The sequence below is a fragment of the Streptomyces recifensis genome (genome assembly GCF_002154615.1).
GTDB lineage: Bacteria > Actinomycetota > Actinomycetes > Streptomycetales > Streptomycetaceae > Streptomyces > Streptomyces griseoluteus.
In genome coordinates, this window is the sequence record NZ_MUNH01000105.1 from 1 (window position 1) to 15,516 (window position 15,516).

A 15,516-nucleotide genomic window follows, 5' to 3' on the forward strand; every position below is an offset into this window, starting at 1 on the left:
CTGGCCGCGGGCAAGGGCGTGGTCGTCACCTCGGACGTCGAGGAGGCCAAGGCGCACGCGGCCGGGTGCGAGCGGGTGGTGATCGAGGAGTTCCTCGACGGCCCCGAGGTCTCGCTCTTCGCGGTGACGGACGGCGAGACGGTCGTACCGCTCCAGCCCGCCCAGGACTTCAAGCGCGCGCTCGACGGCGACGAGGGCCCCAACACCGGTGGCATGGGCGCGTACTCCCCGCTGCCGTGGGCCGACCCGGAGCTGGTGGACGACGTGCTGCGCACCGTGCTCCAGCCGACCGTGGACGAGCTGCGCAGGCGTGGCACCCCCTTCTCCGGCCTGCTGTACGCGGGGCTGGCGATCACCTCGCGCGGGGTACGGGTCATCGAGTTCAACGCCCGCTTCGGAGACCCCGAGACCCAGGTCGTGCTGGCCCGCCTGAAGAGCCCGCTCGCCTCCCTCCTGCTCGCCTCCGCCAACGGCACCCTCGCCGACCTGGAGCCGCTGCGCTGGAGCGAGGATGCGGCCGTCACCGTGGTCGTCGCCTCGCACAACTACCCCGGCACCCCCCGCACCGGCGACCCGATCACCGGCCTGGCCGAGGTGGCCGCCGAGGACGCCCCGCACGCCTACGTCCTGCACGCCGGGACGAAGCAGGACGGGAACACCGTCGTCAGTGCGGGCGGCCGCGTGCTGTCCGTCACGGCCACCGGCGAGGACCTCGCCGAGGCGCGCGAGCGGGCGTACCGCGCGGTGGCCCGGATCGGTCTCGACGGCTCGCACCACCGCACCGACATCGCGGCGAAGGCGGCCGAGACGGCCGAGACGGCCGCGACCGGGGCGTAGAAGCCCTCCTTCGACCTCAGGCCCCGGACTCCGAAATCCGGGGCCTGATCTTTGCCGTCTGTCACCCAGCTCTGACCAAGGCCATTCCATCGAGTGAGCAATGCGCTATCCGGCTGACGGGGGCCGGGGCCCCAACTATGGTGCGGCGCATGCGGTCCGGCACTTGGCCCACCGGCATTGCGATGTCAGTGACGGGTGCCACAGTGGGGGAGTGGGCACCGCCAGGACAGCACGCGATCGGCAGGCAGGGGGTGAGCGTCGCGCATGACCGGAACCGGTGGGGAGCTGGGCGCCAGGGCCGCGCGTTCGCGCGCGCTGGCCGTGCTGCGGGTGCGCAGCAGGGCGCTGGCCGTGGCGCTGCTGCCCGCGGCCGCCGAGGTGATCCTGCTGACGGGCGCGGCCACCGGCCAGTTCACCGGCCAGGGCTGGGACACGGCCCGGTGGGTGGTGGGCGTCCTCGCGGTGCTGGTGCTGCTGGCGACGGCCGGCATCGCCCTGGTAGTGGCCCGCGCGCGCCCCGCCGCGAGCCCCACGGTCCCGGTGTCCGAGCGGTCCGCCCCCGACCTGTACCGGATGGTGCGCGAGCTGGCCGACCGGCTGGACGTGCCCGCGCCCTCCGCGATAGCGCTCACCCCGGACTGCGACAGCTGGCTCGAGGACCGTACGCATCCGGCGCACGCCCCGCCCGTCAGCCGCGCGCACGACGAGCCGGCGGTCCCCGGTGCCCGCATCGAGCGGCGGTTGGCCGTCCCGGCGCCGGTGCTGGTGATCGGGTCGCCCTTCCTGTGGTGGATGCGGGTCGCGGAACTGCGCGCGGTGCTCGCCCCGGTCGTCGCCGGTACGGGCCCCTCCGCGCAGCCCGACATAGCCGCCGCCCGCCGCTTCGTCCGCGGTCTGGACGCCGCGGTGGCCGTCGCCGACGCGCCGGGCCGCGGCCCGCTGACCCGTGGGGTGTACGCGTCCCTCGGCCGGGTCGCCCGGCTGCTGCTGCGGGGCTGCCGTGAGCATGCTGCGCTGATGGAGCGCGGGGTCGCCACGGCCGCCGCCGAGCGTGCCCACGCGGTGGACTACGGCCCCCGGATCGCCGCCCAGGAGCAGGTCGGCCTGGCGTACGCGGGCTGGGACCGGCTGCTGACCAAGGTGGCGCTGCCCGCGTGGCGGATGGGCCGCTGGCCGTCCCGGCTTGACGTGGGCGTGGCCGCCGCGCTGACCGAGCTGTCCCGGCGCGACCGGCTGGCCGACGGCTTCGCCGCCCGGCTCGGCGAGCGCCCGGCGTGCGATCTGCTGGAGGAGCCCGGCGCGGTGGACGAGGCGGTGTCCCTGCTCACCGCCCGCCTCTTCCACGGCGGCCCGGCGGAGTCGGGCCCGAGCTGGGCGCCGGTGGACTGGCAGGCATACCCGGAGGAGGTCGTGGACCGCACCTGGCGCGCGGAGGCGGCCCGGCTGCACCGGGTACTGGACTCCCTGGGCGTCAGCCCCAGCCTGGACCCGGCCGCCCCGGACCCCGGCGGCCCGACCCTCGCCCGCGTCCTGGACCACCTCGCCGAGCCCGCCGCCACCGCCCTCACGGTCCCGGCACCCACCGCTCCCCTCGACAACGAAGACCGCGAAGTCAGCGAAGTCAGCGAAGAGAGCGCGGACACCCCCGGCAGCGCGGACGCCGACCCCGACCCCGCCACCGAGCGCAGCGCCCTCCTCGCCGCCGGCCTCAGCGCGGCCCTCGCCCGCGAGGAGCGCGAGGAGAGCGCCGTACCGCGGGGGGCGAGGGCCCAAGGCCCCGACAGCGCGCTCTGGGAGGACGGCGATCTGCCGCTGTTCCCGCTCCAGCCCCCGCGCACCGGACGCGAACTGCTCGCCGCGCACATCACCGCGATGATCTGCTGCGCGGCCGTCGACACCGCCGGAGCCGCCCCCGGCCTGGACTGGCTGGACGGCCCCACCCTGCTGCTGGACGGCGAGCGCGCCGCCGACCTCACCCCCAAGGTGCTCAGCCTGATCGAGGAGGGCGATCCGGCCCCGCTGCGCGCCTGGCTGGCCGAGTCCGGGATACGGCCGGAGAAGCCGGTCCGGCTGGTCTGAGCCAAGCGGCACAGAAGTCGTCACCGGGCACCAGGAGTCCCGGCCGTCCACCGGCGTAACGGAGCACCGCCTTCCACTTCAGGCCAATTCACAACGAACAGTGACCGGAGTCGTGCGTTATGTGATGTGCTGGGACCGGCACGCACATGGCACGGGCATACGACACGCGCCCACACGGCCGAGCGATCCGGCGCACCGAGCACACCCGAGACGGCAGGCGACGACACCGGGTTCCGGTCCTGGCACCACAGACAACGCCATCTTGGCAACGGGGGACACGAGGGAGGGGGCGTCCATGACCTCGGAGCACATCCGCCGGTGGGAGTCGGGAGCGCTCGCGCACGCCGTCACCGATCCCTTCGGCCTGGGCCCGGTGCCCTGGCTGCGCGGCAGCGAGACCTACTTCGACGACACCGGACACGTGGTGCCCTGGTACGTCGACCCCATCCAGCCGGCCACCACCCGGTCCGGCCGGCCCGGAGCGCGCGTCCCGGCGCCGCGTTCGGCCGGTCCCGGCCCGCGCTCGGCCGACGACGTGGGCCGCCAGATCAAGGGGTTCGCGTCCACCGGTGCGGTCGCCCCCGGCGAGGCGATCGACTTCCACATCACGGTCGACCCGCCGCAGGAGTTCAGCGTCGACATCTACCGGATCGGCCACTACGCCGGGCACGGCGCCGCGAAGATCACCACCAGCCCCCGGCTCTCCGGCATCGTCCAGTCCGCGCCGCTCGCCGCCGACCGTACGGTCTCCTGCCACCACTGGTGGCTGTCCTGGCGCCTCCAGGTCCCCGCCGAGTGGCGGGTCGGGGCGTACGTCGCGGTCCTCACCACCGCCGACGGCTACCGCTCCCACGTGCCCTTCACGGTCCGCGACGACGAGCCCGCCGACCTGCTCCTGCTGCTCCCGGACATCACCTGGCAGGCGTACAACCTCTACCCCGAGGACGGCCGCACCGGGGCCAGCCTCTACCACGCCTGGGACGACAAGGGCACCCTCCTCGGCGAGGCCGACGCCGCCACCACGGTCTCCTTCGACCGCCCCTACGCCGGTGCGGGCCTGCCCCTGCACGTGGGCCACGCCTACGACTTCATCCGCTGGGCCGAGCGCTACGGCTACGACCTCGCCTACGCCGACGCCCGCGATCTGCACGCCGGCCGGATCGACCCCACCCGGTACCGGGGCCTGGTCTTCCCCGGCCACGACGAGTACTGGTCGGCGCCGATGCGGCGGGCGGTGGAGGAGGCCCGCGACCGGGGGACCTCACTGGTCTTCCTGTCGGCCAACACCATGTACTGGCAGGTGGAGTTGTCCCCCTCCGCGTCCGGGGTGCCGGACCGGCTGCTGACCTGCCGCAAGCGCAAGGGCCCCGGAAAGCCGGTGCTGTGGCGGGAGATCGACCGCCCCGAACAGCAGGTGATCGACATCCAGTACGCGGGCCGGGTGCCCGAGCCGCATCCGCTGATCGTCCGCAACGCCGGGCACTGGCTGTGGGACGCCACCGGCGCCCGCGAGGGTGACGAGATCGCGGGCCTGGTCGCGGGCGAGGCCGACCGGTACTTCCCGCGCACCGCCCTGCCCGAGCACGAGGAGCGCGTGCTGCTCGCGCACTCCCCCTACACCGACGGCGAGGGCGTCCGGCGGCACCAGGAGACCTCCCTGTACCGCGCCCCCTCCGGTGCCTGGGTCTTCGCCTCCGGCACCTTCGCCTGGTCACCCGCGCTGGACCGGCCCGGCCATGTGGACGCGCGCGTCCAGCGCGCCACCGCCAACCTGCTGGACCGTATCTGCAAGCGGGACTGACCCTGCCACCTGCCCCCTCCCCGGCATACGGGAGAATCGAGGCAGTTGGACAGAACCACGGGGAGGAACCGTGTCCGGATTCGTAGAAAAGCCCGAGCCGCTCCAGGTTCCGGGTCTGGTGCACCTGCACACCGGCAAGGTGCGCGATCTGTACCGCGACGAGGCGGGCGACCTCGTGATGGTCGCCAGCGACCGCATCTCCGCGTACGACTGGGTGCTGCCCACCGAGATCCCCGACAAGGGCCGGGTGCTGACCCGGTTGTCCCTGTGGTGGTTCGACCAGCTCCGCGACCTGGCGCCGAACCACGTCATCAGCACCGAGCTGCCCGAGGGAGCCCCGGCCGACTGGGCGGGCCGCACCCTGGTCTGCAAGTCGCTGGACATGGTTCCGGTGGAGTGCGTGGCGCGCGGCTATCTGACCGGGTCGGGCCTCGCGGAGTACCGGGAGTCGCGTACGGTCTGCGGGCTCGCCCTGCCCGAGGGGCTGGTGGACGGCTCGGAGCTGCCCGGCCCGATCTTCACCCCGGCCACCAAGGCCGAGGTCGGCGAGCACGACGAGAACGTGTCGTACGAGGAGGTGGCCCGCCAGGTCGGCGCGGAGACCGCCGCCCAGCTCCGCCAGCTCACCCTCGCGGTGTACGCCCGTGCCCGCGACATCGCCCGTGAGCGGGGGATCGTGCTGGCCGACACCAAGTTCGAGTTCGGCTTCGACGGCGGCACCCTGGTCCTCGCCGACGAGGTGCTCACCCCCGACTCGTCGCGCTTCTGGCCGGCCGAGACCTGGGAGCCGGGGCACGCCCAGCCGTCGTACGACAAGCAGTTCGTGCGGGACTGGCTGACCGGCCCCGAGTCCGGCTGGGACCGCAAGAGCGAGCAGCCCCCGCCCGCGCTGCCCGCCCAGGTGGTGGAGGCGACCCGCGCCAAGTACATCGAGGCGTACGAGCGCCTGACCGGCACCCGCTGGTCATAGGGGGTGTCCGCACCCTGGGACCGAAGAAACCCCCCGGTGAGAACCGGGGGGCTTCTTCATGGAGCGGACGACGAGGCTCGAACTCGCGACCTCAACCTTGGCAAGGTTGCGCTCTACCAACTGAGCTACGTCCGCAGTGCGCCGTGGCGCGGAGCCAACTATACCCAACCCCGGTGGTGTGCGAGACACACCGCGGTGTGCCGGTGCCCGGCGTCCGGCGTGGTGACGGTCGAGAACAGGCGGGTCCGTACCGTCTCCCCGGTGGCAGCGAGGCCCGCTCGGCGATCTCCGTGACGGCGCCCCGCCGGCCGCCGGTTCCCGCCTTTCGCACGGTCAGCGGGAGTCGCCGGCGGAGGTCGCGGCGGCGACCAACTCGAGTTCGGCGCAGCGGTTTCCGGCGTGCAGGATGCTGATGACGCCGGCGAGTCGTCCGGCGCTGACCGGCGTCGGCACGCGCCCCCGCACCCCGGCCGCGAGCGCCCGCTTCAGGTGACCCGGCCACCGTGCCCGGTCGCGATCAGCACCTGGCAGCCGGGCAGTTCGGCCCGCGGGGCTGTGGCGACCCTCACACCGCCGGCGCCCGGTATCCGGAGATCCAGTACCGCACCGGTGTTCCGGGAAAAGGTCAGCCCCATGGCGGCATGCAAAAGGCCCCGGTCCGAAGACCGGGGCCTTTTCACTGAGCGGACGACGAGGCTCGAACTCGCGACCTCAACCTTGGCAAGGTTGCGCTCTACCAACTGAGCTACGTCCGCACTGCTCCCGACCGGCTCCCACCGATCGGTGCGAGCACCAGCCTACCTGATCCAAAAGGATGGTCATGACCGGTGCCAGAGCGGGTGACAGGAATCGCACACTGCGCCTCCCCCCTGGAAGGGGGGTGTTCTACTACTGAACTACACCCGCACGGTCCGTGGGTTTCGGCCTTTCGGCCTTGCCCCTCGGCGTGAGCCAGACATTAGCCGATCAGCAGGGGGGTTGCGCAAGTCGGGTCCCCGCGGCGGCAGGTGAACGAGTCTCAGGGCCCGCGGGTCCAGGCCCTGAGGGTGAAGCCCGTACGGGCTCAGCGGGCCTCGCTGAACGCCTCGTAGACCTTCTTGGGGATGCGGCCGCGGGCGGGCACGTCCATCTTGTTCGCCTGGGCCCAGGCGCGGATCGCCGACGGGTCGGGGGCGACCTCGGTCTGCCGGTACGCCTTCCCGGACCGTGCGCGCTTGCGGCCGGCCTCCACGTAGGGCGCGAGCGCCTTGCGCAGTTTCTTGGCGTTGGTTTCGTTCAGGTCGATCTCGTACGACTTGCCGTCGAGTCCGAAGGCGATCGTTTCCGCCGCTTCCGAGCCGTCGATGTCGTCGAAGAGCGTGACCACGACCTTTTGCGCCACGGATATCGGTCCCTTCGTGCGGCACGTCGGTACCGGTGTCGAGCCGGCAATGACGTGCCGAGTATCGGCTATTGCCAATTCATTTGTACAGTGCGCGCCAATGAATTGGGAAGCCCTACTGAATACCTCCGCGTGTCCGGACTCAATAGGCCTCACCAGTGGCCCGCAGAACTTTCCCAGAAATTTCCACCGGGGTCGGTGTTCGACACCCGATCGTGATGCGGGTCACGTAGAAACCTCCAACTCTACCCGCGTAGAAATTTTGTACGGGTAGTCTGAAGGAACCTGCTCAGCACCACACACCGGGAGTGCCAGTGGCACGCGTCGTAGTCGACGTCATGCTCAAGCCGGAGATCCTCGACCCCCAGGGCCAGGCGGTCCAGCGTGCGCTGCCACGCCTGGGTTTCGCGGGGATCTCGGACGTCCGTCAGGGAAAGCGATTCGAGCTGGAAGTAGAGGGGCCGGTCGACGAGGCCGCGCTCGCCCGCATCCATGATCTGGCGGAATCCTTCCTCGCCAACACCGTGATCGAAGACTTCACCGTGAAGGTGGAGGAAGTAGCGGGGGCCGCCGAGTGACCGCTCGTATTGGTGTCGTCACATTTCCGGGAAGTCTCGACGACCGTGACACCCGGCGCGCGATCACCCTCGCCGGCGCCGAACCCGTAGCCCTCTGGCACAAGGACAAGGACCTCAAGCAGGTCGACGCCGTCGTGCTGCCGGGCGGTTTCTCCTACGGCGACTATCTGCGCGCCGGGGCGATCTCCCGCTTCTCGCCGGTGATGGAGTCCGTCATCGAGCAGGCGAAGGCCGGCCTTCCGGTCCTCGGTATCTGCAACGGCTTCCAGGTCCTCACCGAGGCGCACCTGCTGCCCGGCGGGATGCTCGGCAACGACCACCTCCACTTCATCTGCCGCGACCAGAAGCTGCGGGTGGAGAACGCGGGGACGGCCTGGACCGGCGACTACCGCCAGGGCCAGGAGATCCACATCCCGCTCAAGAACATGGACGGCCGGTACGTCGCCGACGAGTACACGCTCGACAAGCTGGAGGCGGAGGGCCGGGTCGTCTTCCGCTACCTGGACGTCAACCCCAACGGCTCGCTGCGCGACATCGCCGGCATCACCAACGAGGCCGGGAACGTGGTCGGCCTCATGCCGCACCCCGAGCACGCCGTCGAGCCGCTGATCGGAACCGGCCGCACCGACGGCCTCCCGTTCTTCACCTCGATCCTGAAGAAGCTGGTCAACGCATGAGCCGGACGCCTCTGGACACGGTCGACAACGCGGCCGCGACCCCCGACGTCGAGCTGCCCTGGGCCGAACTGGGCCTGAAGAAGGACGAGTACGAGCGGGTGGTCGAGATCCTCGGCCGCCGCCCGACCGGCGCCGAACTCGCCATGTACTCGGTCATGTGGTCCGAGCACTGCTCGTACAAGTCCTCCAAGGTCCACCTGCGCCAGTTCGGCGAGAAGGCGCCCCAGTCGGACGCCATGCTCGTCGGCATCGGTGAGAACGCCGGTGTGGTGGACGTCGGCCAGGGCTACGCGGTCACCTTCAAGGTCGAGTCGCACAACCACCCCTCCTACGTCGAGCCCTACCAGGGCGCGGCCACGGGCGTCGGCGGCATCGTCCGCGACATCATCGCCATGGGCGCCCGCCCGGTCGCGGTCGTGGACCCGCTGCGCTTCGGTGCCGCGGACCACCCCGACACCAAGCGCGTGCTGCCCGGCGTGGTCGCGGGCATCGGCGGCTACGGCAACTGCCTGGGCCTGCCCAACATCGGCGGCGAGGTCGTCTTCGACGCCTGCTACCAGGGCAACCCGCTGGTGAACGCCGGTGCCATCGGTGTCATGCGGCACGAGGACATCCACCTGGCCAAGGCGTCCGGCGCCGGCAACAAGGTCATCCTCTACGGCGCCCGCACCGGCGGCGACGGCATCGGCGGCGCGTCGATCCTCGCCTCGGAGACCTTCGACGACGCCAAGCCCTCCAAGCGCCCCGCGGTGCAGGTCGGCGACCCCTTCCAGGAGAAGCTGCTCATCGAGTGCACCCTGGAGGCGTTCCAGGAGAAGCTCGTCGTCGGCATCCAGGACCTCGGCGCGGCGGGCCTGTCCTGCGCGACGAGCGAGCTGGCCTCCAACGGCTCGGGCGGCATGCGCGTCACCCTGGACGACGTACCGCTGCGCGACTCCACGCTCTCGCCCGAGGAGATCCTCATGAGCGAGTCGCAGGAACGCATGTGCGCGGTGGTCGAGCCGGAGAAGGTCGACCGCTTCCTGGAGATCTGCGAGAAGTGGGACGTCATCGCCACCGTCATCGGTGAGGTCACCGACGGCGACCGGCTGGAGATCTTCTGGCACGGGGAGAAGATCGTCGACGTCGACCCGCGCACGGTCGCCCACGACGGCCCGGTCTACGAGCGCCCTTACGCCCGCCCCGACTGGCAGGACGCCCTCCAGGCCGACGACGCGAACAAGCTGCCCCGCCCGGCCACCGCCGAGGAGCTGCGCGAGCAGGTCCTGAAGCTGGTCGCGTCGCCCAACCAGGCATCGAAGAAGTGGATCACCTCGCAGTACGACCACTTCGTGCAGGGCAACACCGTCCTCGCCCAGCCGGAGGACTCCGGCATGATCCGCGTGGACGAGGAGACCGGCCTCGGCGTCGCCATCGCCACCGACGGCAACGGCCGCTACGCCAAGCTCGACCCGTACACCGGCGCGCAGCTCGCGCTCGCCGAGGCGTACCGGAACGTGGCGACGACCGGTGCCAAGCCGCTCGCCGTCTCCGACTGCCTGAACTTCGGCTCGCCCGAGGACCCGGCCGTGATGTGGCAGTTCGCGGAGGCCGTGCGCGGTCTGGCGGACGGCTGCCTCCAGCTCGGCACCCCGGTGACCGGCGGCAACGTCTCGCTGTACAACCAGACCGGCGAGGCCGCCATCCACCCGACCCCGGTGGTCGCGGTCCTCGGCGTCATCGACGACGTGGCCCGGCGCACCCCGGTCGCCTTCCAGGAGGAGGGCCAGCTCCTCTACCTGCTGGGCGACACCGCCGAGGAGTTCGGCGGTTCGGCCTGGTCCCAGGTCGTCCACGACCACCTCGGCGGGCTGCCGCCGAAGGTCGACCTGGAGCGGGAGCGGCTGCTGGCCGAGATCCTGATCTCCGCCTCCCGCGACGGCATGATCGACTCCGCGCACGACCTCTCCGACGGCGGTCTGATCCAGGCCGTGGTCGAGTCGGCGCTGCTCGGGGAGAAGGGCGCGCGGCTGATCGTCCCGGACGGTCTGGACGCGTTCACCTTCCTCCTCTCGGAGTCGGCGGGCCGCGCGCTCGTCGCCGTGCCGCGCTCGGAGGAGCTGCGCTTCACCGACATGTGCGGCGCGCGGGGCCTCCCGGCCACGCGTATCGGTGTCGTCGACGGTGACTCGGTCGACATCCAGGGCGAGTTCGTCCTCTCCCTGGCCGAGCTGCGCGAGGCGCACGAGAGCACGATCCCGGCGCTGCTGGCGTGACGACCGCGGACGGCCCCCGCCCCACCCGGGCGGGGGCCGTCCCGGCATAGGGTCGCTCCATGCCTCCGGCCAAGAAGCGTGCCCGTAAGTACGACCCCCTCCGGACCCGTGCCGCCGTGCTCGCCCAGCTCGGCGCGGTGCGGGAGGCCGTGGAGGGGCTCGATCCCGGTCAACTGTCCCTGCCCACGCGGCGGGAGGGGACGACCGTGCGGGAGCTGGCCGAGCAGGTCGCGGCGTCCGTCCTCGCCGTGCGGCAGGCGGTGGAGCGGCCGGCCCAGTTCAAGCAGACGCTGCCGCTCGCGGAGTGGCCGCTGCGCAGGGCCGTCGCCTTCACCCCCGTACCGCTCGATCTCGGTGCCGCCGAGGAGGATCTCCGGGCGCTGCTGGCCGACCATCCGGGCAGCCCGCTGGTGGACACCGGTGCCGGGGTGCTGCCGCTCAACGAGTACCTGGTCACCCGCGCCGTCGAGCTGGTCCTCGCCGCCGACGACCTGTCCGGTGCGGTGCCCGGACTCGAGGTGCCGGTAGACCGGCAGGCCCTGGCCGCCGCGACCCGGCTGCTCGCCGACGCCCTCGCCGTGAAGGCGCCCGGCGGCTCCACCGAGGTCCGGGTGCCGCCCTACGCGGTGGTGCAGTGCGTCGAGGGGCTGAGGCACACCCGGGGGACACCGCCCAACGTGGTCGAGACCGGCCCGCTCACCTGGGTCCGCCTCGCCACCGGGCGCCTGGCCTGGGCGGACGCCGTCGCGCGGGCCGAGGTGAGCGCCAGCGGGGAGCGCGCCGACCTCTCCGGGCTGCTGCCACTCGGCGGATAGCGGGGAACCCCGGCCGCGCCGCGCACGTCGGAGGGGTATGGACCGGCACACGCAGCGCATGACACTGACCGTGGCCGCCGCGCTCGTACCGCTCGCGGTGGCCTGTGGGAACGGCACCGCCGACACCGGCAGCGGCTCGGTGGCGCCGCCCCCGAAGCTCACCGGCACGGACTGGCGGGTGGACAGCGTCACCGAGGGCGGCACCACGCACCGCGCCCCCGCGGCCGCCCGCATCCGCATCGACGCAAAGGGCCGCGCGACCGGCAACCTCGGCTGCAACACCTTCTCCGCGCCCACCACCATCGACGGCGGCCGGATCGACTTCGGCACCCTGCGCACCACCCGCATGGCCTGCGACGAACCCCGTATGACCTTCGAACGCGCGCTGACCCGCGCCCTCGACTCCGGTGCCCTGACCGCCCGTACCGACGACGGCGCGCTCACCCTCACCACGGGCGAGGGCGGGCGCGTCCAGCTCACGCCGAGCGCGTCCGAATGATGTGCGACAACTCACTCAGGACGGCTCCCAGAGGCTCCCGGAGCGCTCACCTGAGCTGCGGCCACCTCTGACCCGACCCGCGGTCACCCCTCTGACCTGCGCAAACGTAGAATCAGCCAAAGTGATCGCGAGTCCGGGTTCGGCGGGGGCCACATATCCCCAATTCGGCCCAGCGGTCGGCCTCGCCTACACTCGGGAACGTGCCACGTGGTGACGGTCGACTCAATCACGATCTGCTTCCCGGCGAAAAAGGCCCCCAGGACGCTTGCGGCGTCTTCGGTGTCTGGGCGCCGGGTGAAGAGGTCGCAAAGCTCACGTACTTCGGGCTGTACGCCCTCCAGCACCGGGGTCAGGAATCCGCGGGAATCGCGGTCAGCAATGGCTCCCAGATCCTCGTCTTCAAGGACATGGGCCTGGTCTCCCAGGTCTTCGACGAAACCTCGCTCGGTTCGCTCCAGGGTCATATCGCGGTCGGTCACGCCCGCTACTCGACCACCGGCGCCTCCGTGTGGGAGAACGCCCAGCCGACGTTCCGTGCCACCGCGCACGGTTCCATCGCGCTCGGCCACAATGGCAACCTGGTCAACACCGCCCAGCTGGCGGAGATGGTCGCCGACCTGCCCAAGGACACCAACGGCCGCTCCACCCGGGTCGCGGCCACCAACGACACCGACCTGCTGACGGCACTCCTCGCCGCGCAGGTCGACGAGGACGGCAAGCCGCTGACCATCGAGGAGGCCGCCCATGCGGTGCTCCCCAAGGTCCAGGGCGCCTTCAGCCTCGTCTTCATGGACGAGCACACCCTCTACGCCGCCCGTGACCCGCAGGGCATCCGCCCGCTGGTCCTCGGCCGGCTGGAGCGCGGCTGGGTGGTCGCCTCCGAGTCCGCCGCGCTCGACATCTGCGGCGCGTCCTACGTCCGGGAGATCGAGCCGGGCGAGTTCATCGCCATCGACGAGAACGGTCTGCGCACCTCCCGGTTCGCGGAAGCGAAGCCCAAGGGCTGTGTCTTCGAGTACGTGTACCTGGCCCGCCCGGACACCGACATCGCCGGCCGGAACGTCTATCTGTCCCGCGTCGAGATGGGCCGCCGCCTGGCCAAGGAGGCGCCCGCCGAGGCCGATCTGGTCATAGCGACGCCGGAGTCCGGCACCCCGGCCGCGATCGGGTACGCCGAGGCGTCCGGCATCCCCTTCGGCAACGGCCTGGTGAAGAACGCCTACGTCGGCCGGACCTTCATCCAGCCCTCGCAGACGATCCGCCAGCTCGGCATCCGGCTGAAGCTGAACCCGCTCAAGGAAGTCATCAAGGGCAAGCGCCTGGTCGTCGTGGACGACTCCATCGTGCGCGGCAACACCCAGCGGGCCCTGGTCCGCATGCTGCGCGAGGCGGGCGCCGCCGAGGTCCACATCCGGATCTCCTCGCCCCCGGTGAAGTGGCCCTGCTTCTTCGGCATCGACTTCGCCACCCGCGCCGAGCTGATCGCCAACGGCATGACGATCGAGGAGATCGGCACCAGCCTGGGCGCCGACTCGCTCGCGTACATCTCCATCGACGGCATGATCGAGGCGACCACCATCGCCAAGCCGGACCTGTGCCGTGCCTGCTTCGACGGTGAGTACCCGATGGACCTCCCCGACCCCGAGCTGCTCGGCAAGCAGCTGCTGGAGACCGAGCTGGCGGCCGGGCCCGCCACCACCGCCGCGGCCGACGCCATCCGGCGTCCCTGAGCTGCGCCGTCCGAGCCGTACGACAGGAAAGTTCTCTCAAGCATGTCCTCTGAGACCACGGGCGCCAGCTACGCGAGCGCGGGCGTCGACATCGAGGCGGGCGACCGCGCCGTCGAGCTGATGAAGGAGTGGGTGAAGAAGACCCGCCGTCCCGAGGTCCTCGGCGGCATCGGCGGCTTCGCCGGCCTCTTCGACGCCTCCGCCCTCAAGCGCTACGAGCGCCCGCTGCTGGCCTCAGCCACGGACGGGGTCGGCACCAAGGTCGACATCGCGCGCCGCCTGGGCGTCTACGACACCATCGGGCACGACCTGGTCGCCATGGTCATGGACGACATCGTGGTGTGCGGCGCCGAGCCGCTCTTCATGACCGACTACATCTGTGTCGGCAAGGTCCACCCCGAGCGGGTCGCCGCGATCGTGAAGGGCATCGCGGAGGGCTGTGTGCTCGCCGGGTGCGCCCTGGTGGGCGGCGAGACCGCCGAGCACCCCGGTCTGCTGGGCCCGGACGACTTCGACGTGGCCGGCGCCGGCACCGGCGTGGTGGAGGCCGACCGGCTGCTGGGCCCCGACCGCATCCGCTCCGGTGACGTGGTGATCGCCATGGCGTCCTCCGGGCTTCACTCCAACGGGTACTCCCTGGTCCGCCACGTCCTGCTGGAGCGGGCCGGGCTGGCGCTGGAGAGCGAGGTCGCGGAGCTGGGCCGGACGCTCGGCGAGGAGCTGCTGGAGCCCACGAAGATCTACTCCCTGGACTGCCTGGCGCTGACCCGCACCACCGAGGTGCACGCCTTCTCGCACATCACCGGCGGCGGTCTCGCGGCCAACCTGGCCCGCGTGATCCCGGACGGGCTGTACGCCACCGTGGACCGCTCCACCTGGACGCCGGGCCCGGTCTTCGACCTGGTCGGCCGGAGCGGCGACGTGGCCCGGCTGGAGCTGGAGAAGACGCTGAACATGGGCGTCGGCATGATGGCCGTCGTCCCGGCGGAGTCCGCGGAGGCGGCGCTGACCACGCTCGCCGACCGGGGTGTCGAGGCCTGGGTGGCCGGCACGATCGCCGAGCGCGGCGAGCAGGAGAGCGCCGCCGGGCTCGTCGGCGACTACGCGGTCTAGCGCGGCCGCCGGCCGGTTCCCGGACAGCACAGAAGCCGGTCGGTGGCAGTGCCACCGACCGGTCTTCCGCTGTTCATGCTCAGTGCAAGGTCAAGCGCCGCGACGGTGCTGTGAGGGACCGTCGTCCTCGTCCTCGTCGTCGTCCTCATAGAGGTCGGCGTAACGGGAGTAGAGGTCTTCCTCGTCGTCCTCATCGTCTTCGAACGGCTCGCTGTTAGGCGGCTGGTTCGAAGTCGATGCGCCCAGTTCACTGGCCAGACGCGACAGATCAGTCCCACCGCTGTTGTACTTCAGCTGGCGGGCGACCTTCGTCTGCTTGGCCTTGGCCCGGCCGCGCCCCATGGCTCGACCCCCTCGGTGACGGGGCTCAACGGCCCCAGAGTCTGACACGCGTTCATGATCCGAAACGGACTCCCCGTAGAGAGGCCGGTCCGTAGGGCTTCCACGGTACCTGAGCCCGCGCCCATACGGTACGTCGCCCGCAGCACGCGCGTGTGCACAGGACCCACGAGGAGCCCTGTCCTCGCTGGTCAATGCCGATTTTAACCACTTATCGGGGTACGACCCGCCGACGGAAGTGACAGTTCTCTCCAAGTTGCCCCCGGCGGGTACCGCCGGGGGCCCCGGGTGCCCGCCCGCACGCGGACGGGACAAGATCGCCGGGTTCGGGCTCCCCCGGCGTGTCGGTCAGCGTGCGGCGCGCGCGTCGGCCATCCGCTGCTCGGCGATCCGGTCGGCCGCGGCGGCGGGCGGAACCCCGTCCGACTTCGCACGTGCGAAG

The 15,516-nt window shown here is 71.6% G+C and carries 13 protein-coding genes, 3 tRNA genes and 1 pseudogene; 11 read left to right on the forward strand and 6 right to left on the reverse strand.

Going from position 1 to position 15,516, the window contains the following annotated elements; all coding sequences use genetic code 11:
* The 4 genes from purD to CCN33_RS06730 form a co-directional block, all read left to right on the forward strand.
* The coding region (gene purD, locus CCN33_RS06715) for a phosphoribosylamine--glycine ligase (protein ID WP_086692229.1) at window positions 1-837 on the forward strand (837 nt) is incomplete at its 5' end.
* A gap of 264 nt (window positions 838-1,101) precedes the next feature.
* Window positions 1,102-2,916 carry a M48 family metalloprotease gene (locus CCN33_RS06720; RefSeq protein ID WP_086692232.1) on the forward strand — a complete coding sequence of 605 codons (1,815 nt, stop codon included), beginning with the start codon at window positions 1,102-1,104 and terminating at the stop codon, window positions 2,914-2,916.
* A gap of 295 nt (window positions 2,917-3,211) precedes the next feature.
* Window positions 3,212-4,717: a N,N-dimethylformamidase beta subunit family domain-containing protein gene (locus tag CCN33_RS06725; protein ID WP_086692235.1), complete on the forward strand. Its 1,506-nt coding sequence runs from the start codon at window positions 3,212-3,214 to the stop codon at window positions 4,715-4,717.
* A 70-nt stretch (window positions 4,718-4,787) separates the two neighbouring features.
* Window positions 4,788-5,687, forward strand: a complete 900-nt coding sequence (locus CCN33_RS06730) for a phosphoribosylaminoimidazolesuccinocarboxamide synthase (protein WP_086692237.1) — start codon at window positions 4,788-4,790, stop codon at window positions 5,685-5,687.
* A gap of 59 nt (window positions 5,688-5,746) precedes the next feature.
* Here CCN33_RS06730 and CCN33_RS06735 read toward each other — a convergent pair.
* From CCN33_RS06735 to CCN33_RS06750, 5 genes and pseudogenes are all read right to left on the reverse strand, one after another.
* Window positions 5,747-5,822 (reverse strand) — tRNA-Gly (locus CCN33_RS06735).
* A gap of 23 nt (window positions 5,823-5,845) precedes the next feature.
* Window positions 5,846-6,292: pseudogene (locus CCN33_RS32810) on the reverse strand (response regulator); the annotation flags it as partial.
* A 77-nt stretch (window positions 6,293-6,369) separates the two neighbouring features.
* Window positions 6,370-6,442: transfer RNA gene (locus CCN33_RS06740), tRNA-Gly, on the reverse strand.
* A 79-nt stretch (window positions 6,443-6,521) separates the two neighbouring features.
* A tRNA-Gly gene (locus CCN33_RS06745) sits at window positions 6,522-6,593 on the reverse strand.
* Between the two features lie 157 nt (window positions 6,594-6,750).
* Window positions 6,751-7,068 (reverse strand): histone-like nucleoid-structuring protein Lsr2, encoded by a 318-nt coding sequence (locus CCN33_RS06750; RefSeq protein WP_030816899.1) that lies wholly within the window; start codon window positions 7,066-7,068, stop codon window positions 6,751-6,753.
* Between the two features lie 314 nt (window positions 7,069-7,382).
* Here CCN33_RS06750 and purS point away from each other — a divergent pair, with 314 nt between their 5' ends.
* The 7 genes from purS to purM all read left to right on the forward strand — a co-directional run bounded on the left by purS (window position 7,383) and on the right by purM (window position 14,735).
* Window positions 7,383-7,646: a phosphoribosylformylglycinamidine synthase subunit PurS gene (gene purS / locus CCN33_RS06755; RefSeq protein WP_086692240.1), complete on the forward strand. Its 264-nt coding sequence runs from the start codon at window positions 7,383-7,385 to the stop codon at window positions 7,644-7,646.
* The gene (gene purQ, locus CCN33_RS06760; RefSeq protein ID WP_086692243.1) at window positions 7,643-8,323 is read left to right on the forward strand and encodes a phosphoribosylformylglycinamidine synthase subunit PurQ; all 681 of its coding nucleotides are present in this window, start codon (window positions 7,643-7,645) and stop codon (window positions 8,321-8,323) included. Before purS ends, purQ begins: the two co-directional genes overlap by 4 nt.
* Window positions 8,320-10,578: a phosphoribosylformylglycinamidine synthase subunit PurL gene (purL, locus tag CCN33_RS06765; RefSeq protein WP_086692246.1), complete on the forward strand. Its 2,259-nt coding sequence runs from the start codon at window positions 8,320-8,322 to the stop codon at window positions 10,576-10,578. The genes purQ and purL overlap by 4 nt, the downstream gene beginning before the upstream one ends.
* Before the next feature lie 59 nt (window positions 10,579-10,637).
* Window positions 10,638-11,393 (forward strand): sterol carrier family protein, encoded by a 756-nt coding sequence (locus CCN33_RS06770; protein ID WP_086692249.1) that lies wholly within the window; start codon window positions 10,638-10,640, stop codon window positions 11,391-11,393.
* Window positions 11,394-11,451: 58 nt separating this feature from the next.
* Window positions 11,452-11,892 carry an META domain-containing protein gene (locus tag CCN33_RS06775; protein ID WP_244173709.1) on the forward strand — a complete coding sequence of 147 codons (441 nt, stop codon included), beginning with the start codon at window positions 11,452-11,454 and terminating at the stop codon, window positions 11,890-11,892.
* 200 nt (window positions 11,893-12,092) lie between these two features.
* Complete coding sequence (purF, locus tag CCN33_RS06780) at window positions 12,093-13,622, forward strand: amidophosphoribosyltransferase (protein ID WP_086692254.1); 1,530 nt, start codon at window positions 12,093-12,095, stop codon at window positions 13,620-13,622.
* A gap of 42 nt (window positions 13,623-13,664) precedes the next feature.
* The gene (gene purM, locus CCN33_RS06785; protein ID WP_086692257.1) at window positions 13,665-14,735 is read left to right on the forward strand and encodes a phosphoribosylformylglycinamidine cyclo-ligase; all 1,071 of its coding nucleotides are present in this window, start codon (window positions 13,665-13,667) and stop codon (window positions 14,733-14,735) included.
* Window positions 14,736-14,825: 90 nt separating this feature from the next.
* Here purM and CCN33_RS06790 read toward each other — a convergent pair whose 3' ends face one another.
* Complete coding sequence (locus tag CCN33_RS06790; protein WP_030816885.1) at window positions 14,826-15,077, reverse strand: DUF3073 domain-containing protein; 252 nt, start codon at window positions 15,075-15,077, stop codon at window positions 14,826-14,828.
* Window positions 15,078-15,516 lie beyond the last annotated feature (439 nt).